This is a genomic window from Neisseria sp. P0022.S010 (assembly GCF_051956635.1).
This window is the reverse complement of record NZ_JBQCXF010000188.1, coordinates 1-5,454: the sequence shown is the minus strand read 5'-3', so window position 1 is coordinate 5,454 and position 5,454 is coordinate 1. Positions and strand designations below refer to the sequence as shown.

Here is a 5,454-nt window from a genome sequence, read left to right as displayed (position 1 = left end):
ACAGGCATGTAAAAAGCCCCCGACATCAGTCGGGGGCTTCGGAATGGGTGTTTGGCGGTGACCTACTTTCACATGGAAGAACCACACTATCATCGGCGCTGAGTCGTTTCACGGTCCTGTTCGGGATGGGAAGGCGTGGGACCAACTCGCTATGGCCGCCAAACTTAAACTGTTACAAATCGGTAAAGCCTTAATCGGTATAAATGGTGATGACTGAATCAGTCAGTAAGCTTTTATTATTTGAAGTTCTTCAAATGATAGAGTCAAGCCTCACGAGCAATTAGTATGGGTTAGCTTCACGCGTTACCGCGCTTACACACCCCACCTATCAACGTCCTGGTCTCGAACGACTCTTTAGTGTGGTTAAACCACAAGGGAAGTCTCATCTTCAGGCGAGTTTCGCGCTTAGATGCTTTCAGCGCTTATCTCTTCCGAACTTAGCTACCCGGCTATGCAACTGGCGTTACAACCGGTACACCAGAGGTTCGTCCACTCCGGTCCTCTCGTACTAGGAGCAGCCCCCGTCAAACTTCCAACGCCCACTGCAGATAGGGACCAAACTGTCTCACGACGTTTTAAACCCAGCTCACGTACCACTTTAAATGGCGAACAGCCATACCCTTGGGACCGACTACAGCCCCAGGATGTGATGAGCCGACATCGAGGTGCCAAACTCCGCCGTCGATATGAACTCTTGGGCGGAATCAGCCTGTTATCCCCGGAGTACCTTTTATCCGTTGAGCGATGGCCCTTCCATACAGAACCACCGGATCACTATGTCCTGCTTTCGCACCTGCTCGACTTGTCGGTCTCGCAGTTAAGCTACCTTTTGCCATTGCACTATCAGTCCGATTTCCGACCGGACCTAGGTAACCTTCGAACTCCTCCGTTACTCTTTGGGAGGAGACCGCCCCAGTCAAACTGCCTACCATGCACGGTCCCCGACCCGGATTACGGGTCTGGGTTAGAACCTCAAAGACACCAGGGTGGTATTTCAAGGACGGCTCCACAGAGACTGGCGTCTCTGCTTCAAAGCCTCCCACCTATCCTACACAAGTGACTTCAAAGTCCAATGCAAAGCTACAGTAAAGGTTCACGGGGTCTTTCCGTCTAGCAGCGGGTAGATTGCATCTTCACAACCACTTCAACTTCGCTGAGTCTCGGGAGGAGACAGTGTGGCCATCGTTACGCCATTCGTGCGGGTCGGAACTTACCCGACAAGGAATTTCGCTACCTTAGGACCGTTATAGTTACGGCCGCCGTTTACTGGGGCTTCGATCCGATGCTTGCACATCTTCAATTAACCTTCCAGCACCGGGCAGGCGTCACACCCTATACGTCCACTTTCGTGTTAGCAGGGTGCTGTGTTTTTAATAAACAGTCGCAGCCACCTATTCTCTGCGACCCTCCAGGGCTTACGGAGCAAGTCCTTAACCTTAGAGGGCATACCTTCTCCCGAAGTTACGGTATCAATTTGCCGAGTTCCTTCTCCCGAGTTCTCTCAAGCGCCTTAGAATTCTCATCCTGCCCACCTGTGTCGGTTTACGGTACGGTTCGATTCAAACTGAAGCTTAGTGGCTTTTCCTGGAAGCGTGGTATCGGTTACTTCATGTCCGTAGACACTCGTCGTCACTTCTCGGTGTTAAGAAGACCCGGATTTGCCTAAGTCTTCCACCTACCGGCTTAAACAAGCTATTCCAACAGCTTGCTAACCTAACCTTCTCCGTCCCCACATCGCATTTGAATCAAGTACAGGAATATTAACCTGTTTCCCATCGACTACGCATTTCTGCCTCGCCTTAGGGGCCGACTCACCCTACGCCGATGAACGTTGCGTAGGAAACCTTGGGCTTTCGGCGAGCGGGCTTTTCACCCGCTTTATCGCTACTCATGTCAACATTCGCACTTCTGATACCTCCAGCACACTTTACAATGCACCTTCATCGGCCTACAGAACGCTCCCCTACCATGCCAGTAAACTGGCATCCGCAGCTTCGGTTATAGATTTGAGCCCCGTTACATCTTCCGCGCAGGACGACTCGACCAGTGAGCTATTACGCTTTCTTTAAATGATGGCTGCTTCTAAGCCAACATCCTGGCTGTCTGGGCCTTCCCACTTCGTTTACCACTTAATCTATCATTTGGGACCTTAGCTGGCGGTCTGGGTTGTTTCCCTCTTGACAACGGACGTTAGCACCCGCTGTCTGTCTCCCGAGGAACCACTTGATGGTATTCTTAGTTTGCCATGGGTTGGTAAGTTGCAATAACCCCCTAGCCATAACAGTGCTTTACCCCCATCAGTGTCTTGCTCGAGGCACTACCTAAATAGTTTTCGGGGAGAACCAGCTATCTCCGAGTTTGTTTAGCCTTTCACCCCTATCCACAGCTCATCCCCGCATTTTGCAACATGCGTGGGTTCGGTCCTCCAGTACCTGTTACGGCACCTTCAACCTGGCCATGGATAGATCACTCGGTTTCGGGTCTACACCCAGCAACTGTTCGCCCTATTAAGACTCGGTTTCCCTACGCCTCCCCTATTCGGTTAAGCTCGCTACTGAATGTAAGTCGTTGACCCATTATACAAAAGGTACGCAGTCACACCACAAGGGTGCTCCCACTGTTTGTATGCATCAGGTTTCAGGTTCTATTTCACTCCCCTCCCGGGGTTCTTTTCGCCTTTCCCTCACGGTACTGGTTCACTATCGGTCGATGATGAGTATTTAGCCTTGGAGGATGGTCCCCCCATATTCAGACAGGATTTCACGTGTCCCGCCCTACTTTTCGTACGCTTAGTACTACTATTGAGATTTCGAATACGGGACTATCACCCACTATGGTCAAGCTTCCCAGCTTGTTCTTCTATCTCGACAGTTATCACGTACAGGCTCCTCCGCGTTCGCTCGCCACTACTTGCGGAATCTCGGTTGATTTCTTTTCCTCCGGGTACTTAGATGGTTCAGTTCTCCGGGTTCGCTTCGCTTATCCTATGTATTCAGATAAGGATACCTCCTAAGAGGTGGGTTTCCCCATTCGGACACCGCGGGATCATAGCTTTATTGCCAGCTCCCCCACGCTTTTCGCAGGCTTACACGTCCTTCGTCGCCTATCATCGCCAAGGCATCCACCTGATGCACTTATTCACTTGACTCTATCATTTCAAGAACCTCTCTGACTTCGTTTACCTACCCGTTGACTAGGGAAGCAAACTTGAAATTCCTACTTTGATAAAGCTTACTGCTTGTTGTGTCTTAATCCTGCCTTTTGTGTTTCAGGATTAAGTCGATACAATCATCACCCAAATACTGTGTTTGTTTTCTTTTCTCTTGCGAGAGATTCTTTATCCTTTGCAAAGAATAAAAAATCAAAACAAACGCATTGTCTTTGTTTGTTGATTTCGGCTTTCCAATTTGTTAAAGATCGATGCGTCGATATTTCACTTCGCAAATCAAAATAAGCTGCTAAGTATAGCAGGCTTCCTTTGATTTGTAAAGTGCTTGGTGGAGGCAAACGGGATCGAACCGATGACCCCCTGCTTGCAAAGCAGGTGCTCTACCAACTGAGCTATGCCCCCGTTCTTGGTGGGTCTGGGAGGACTTGAACCTCCGACCCCACGCTTATCAAGCGTGTGCTCTAACCAGCTGAGCTACAAACCCGGATTCTCTTCTTAAGCGAATCTTGTCTTCACTCAAGCTTTTCTCTTCCGCATCTTTTACAGTTTACCGATAAGTGTGAATGCATCAGACCTCTTCTTTCTCTAGAAAGGAGGTGATCCAGCCGCAGGTTCCCCTACGGCTACCTTGTTACGACTTCACCCCAGTCATGAAGCATACCGTGGTAAGCGGGCTCCTTGCGGTTACCCTACCTACTTCTGGTATCCCCCACTCCCATGGTGTGACGGGCGGTGTGTACAAGACCCGGGAACGTATTCACCGCAGTATGCTGACCTGCGATTACTAGCGATTCCGACTTCATGCACTCGAGTTGCAGAGTGCAATCCGGACTACGATCGGTTTTGTGAGATTGGCTCCACCTCGCGGCTTGGCTACCCTCTGTACCGACCATTGTATGACGTGTGAAGCCCTGGTCATAAGGGCCATGAGGACTTGACGTCATCCCCACCTTCCTCCGGCTTGTCACCGGCAGTCTCATTAGAGTGCCCAACTTAATGATGGCAACTAATGACAAGGGTTGCGCTCGTTGCGGGACTTAACCCAACATCTCACGACACGAGCTGACGACAGCCATGCAGCACCTGTGTTACGGCTCCCGAAGGCACTCCTCCGTCTCTGGAGGATTCCGTACATGTCAAGACCAGGTAAGGTTCTTCGCGTTGCATCGAATTAATCCACATCATCCACCGCTTGTGCGGGTCCCCGTCAATTCCTTTGAGTTTTAATCTTGCGACCGTACTCCCCAGGCGGTCAATTTCACGCGTTAGCTACGCTACTAAGCAATCAAGTTGCCCAACAGCTAATTGACATCGTTTAGGGCGTGGACTACCAGGGTATCTAATCCTGTTTGCTACCCACGCTTTCGAGCATGAACGTCAGTGTTATCCCAGGAGGCTGCCTTCGCCATCGGTATTCCTCCACATCTCTACGCATTTCACTGCTACACGTGGAATTCTACCTCCCTCTGACACACTCTAGTCACCCAGTTCAGAACGCAGTTCCCAGGTTAAGCCCGGGGATTTCACATCCTGCTTAAGTAACCGTCTGCGCTCGCTTTACGCCCAGTAATTCCGATTAACGCTCGCACCCTACGTATTACCGCGGCTGCTGGCACGTAGTTAGCCGGTGCTTATTCTTCAGGTACCGTCATCAACTGTCGGTATTAGCGACAGCCTTTTCTTCCCTGACAAAAGTCCTTTACAACCCGAAGGCCTTCTTCAGACACGCGGCATGGCTGGATCAGGCTTGCGCCCATTGTCCAAAATTCCCCACTGCTGCCTCCCGTAGGAGTCTGGGCCGTGTCTCAGTCCCAGTGTGGCGGATCATCCTCTCAGACCCGCTACTGATCGTCGCCTTGGTAGGCCTTTACCCCACCAACTAGCTAATCAGATATCGGCCGCTCGAATAACGCAAGGCCCGAAGGTCCCCTGCTTTCCTCCTCAGAGAATATGCGGTATTAGCTAATCTTTCGATTAGTTATCCCCCATTACTCGGTACGTTCCGATATGTTACTCACCCGTTCGCCACTCGCCACCCAAGAAGCAAGCTTCTCTGTGCTGCCGTCCGACTTGCATGTGTAAAGCATGCCGCCAGCGTTCAATCTGAGCCAGGATCAAACTCTTATGTTCAATCTCTAACTTATAACTTCTGGTCTGCTTCAAAGAAACCGACAGGACAATGTCTAAAACATCATCTTGTCTGTCTTTCAAACAGTGTGAGGCCTAATGCACTCACACTTATCGGTAATCTGTTTTTTAAAGAGCGAATCGAATTATACAGTACA

2 tRNA genes and 3 rRNA genes are annotated in these 5,454 nt (G+C 50.4%); all 5 read right to left on the bottom strand.

Annotation, left to right across the window (positions count from 1 at the left end):
• Nucleotides 1–49: 49 nt before the first annotated feature.
• Nucleotides 50–163: ribosomal RNA gene (rrf, locus tag ACTHUT_RS13350) — 5S ribosomal RNA — on the bottom strand.
• Between the two features lie 96 nt (nucleotides 164–259).
• Nucleotides 260–3,148, bottom strand: a 23S ribosomal RNA gene (locus ACTHUT_RS13345).
• 347 nt (nucleotides 3,149–3,495) lie between these two features.
• A tRNA-Ala gene (locus ACTHUT_RS13340) sits at nucleotides 3,496–3,571 on the bottom strand.
• 5 nt (nucleotides 3,572–3,576) lie between these two features.
• Nucleotides 3,577–3,653: transfer RNA gene (locus ACTHUT_RS13335), tRNA-Ile, on the bottom strand.
• Between the two features lie 105 nt (nucleotides 3,654–3,758).
• Nucleotides 3,759–5,299: ribosomal RNA gene (locus ACTHUT_RS13330) — 16S ribosomal RNA — on the bottom strand.
• The 16S, 23S and 5S rRNA genes sit together here with 2 tRNA genes alongside, the layout of an rRNA operon.
• Nucleotides 5,300–5,454: the final 155 nt, after the last annotated feature.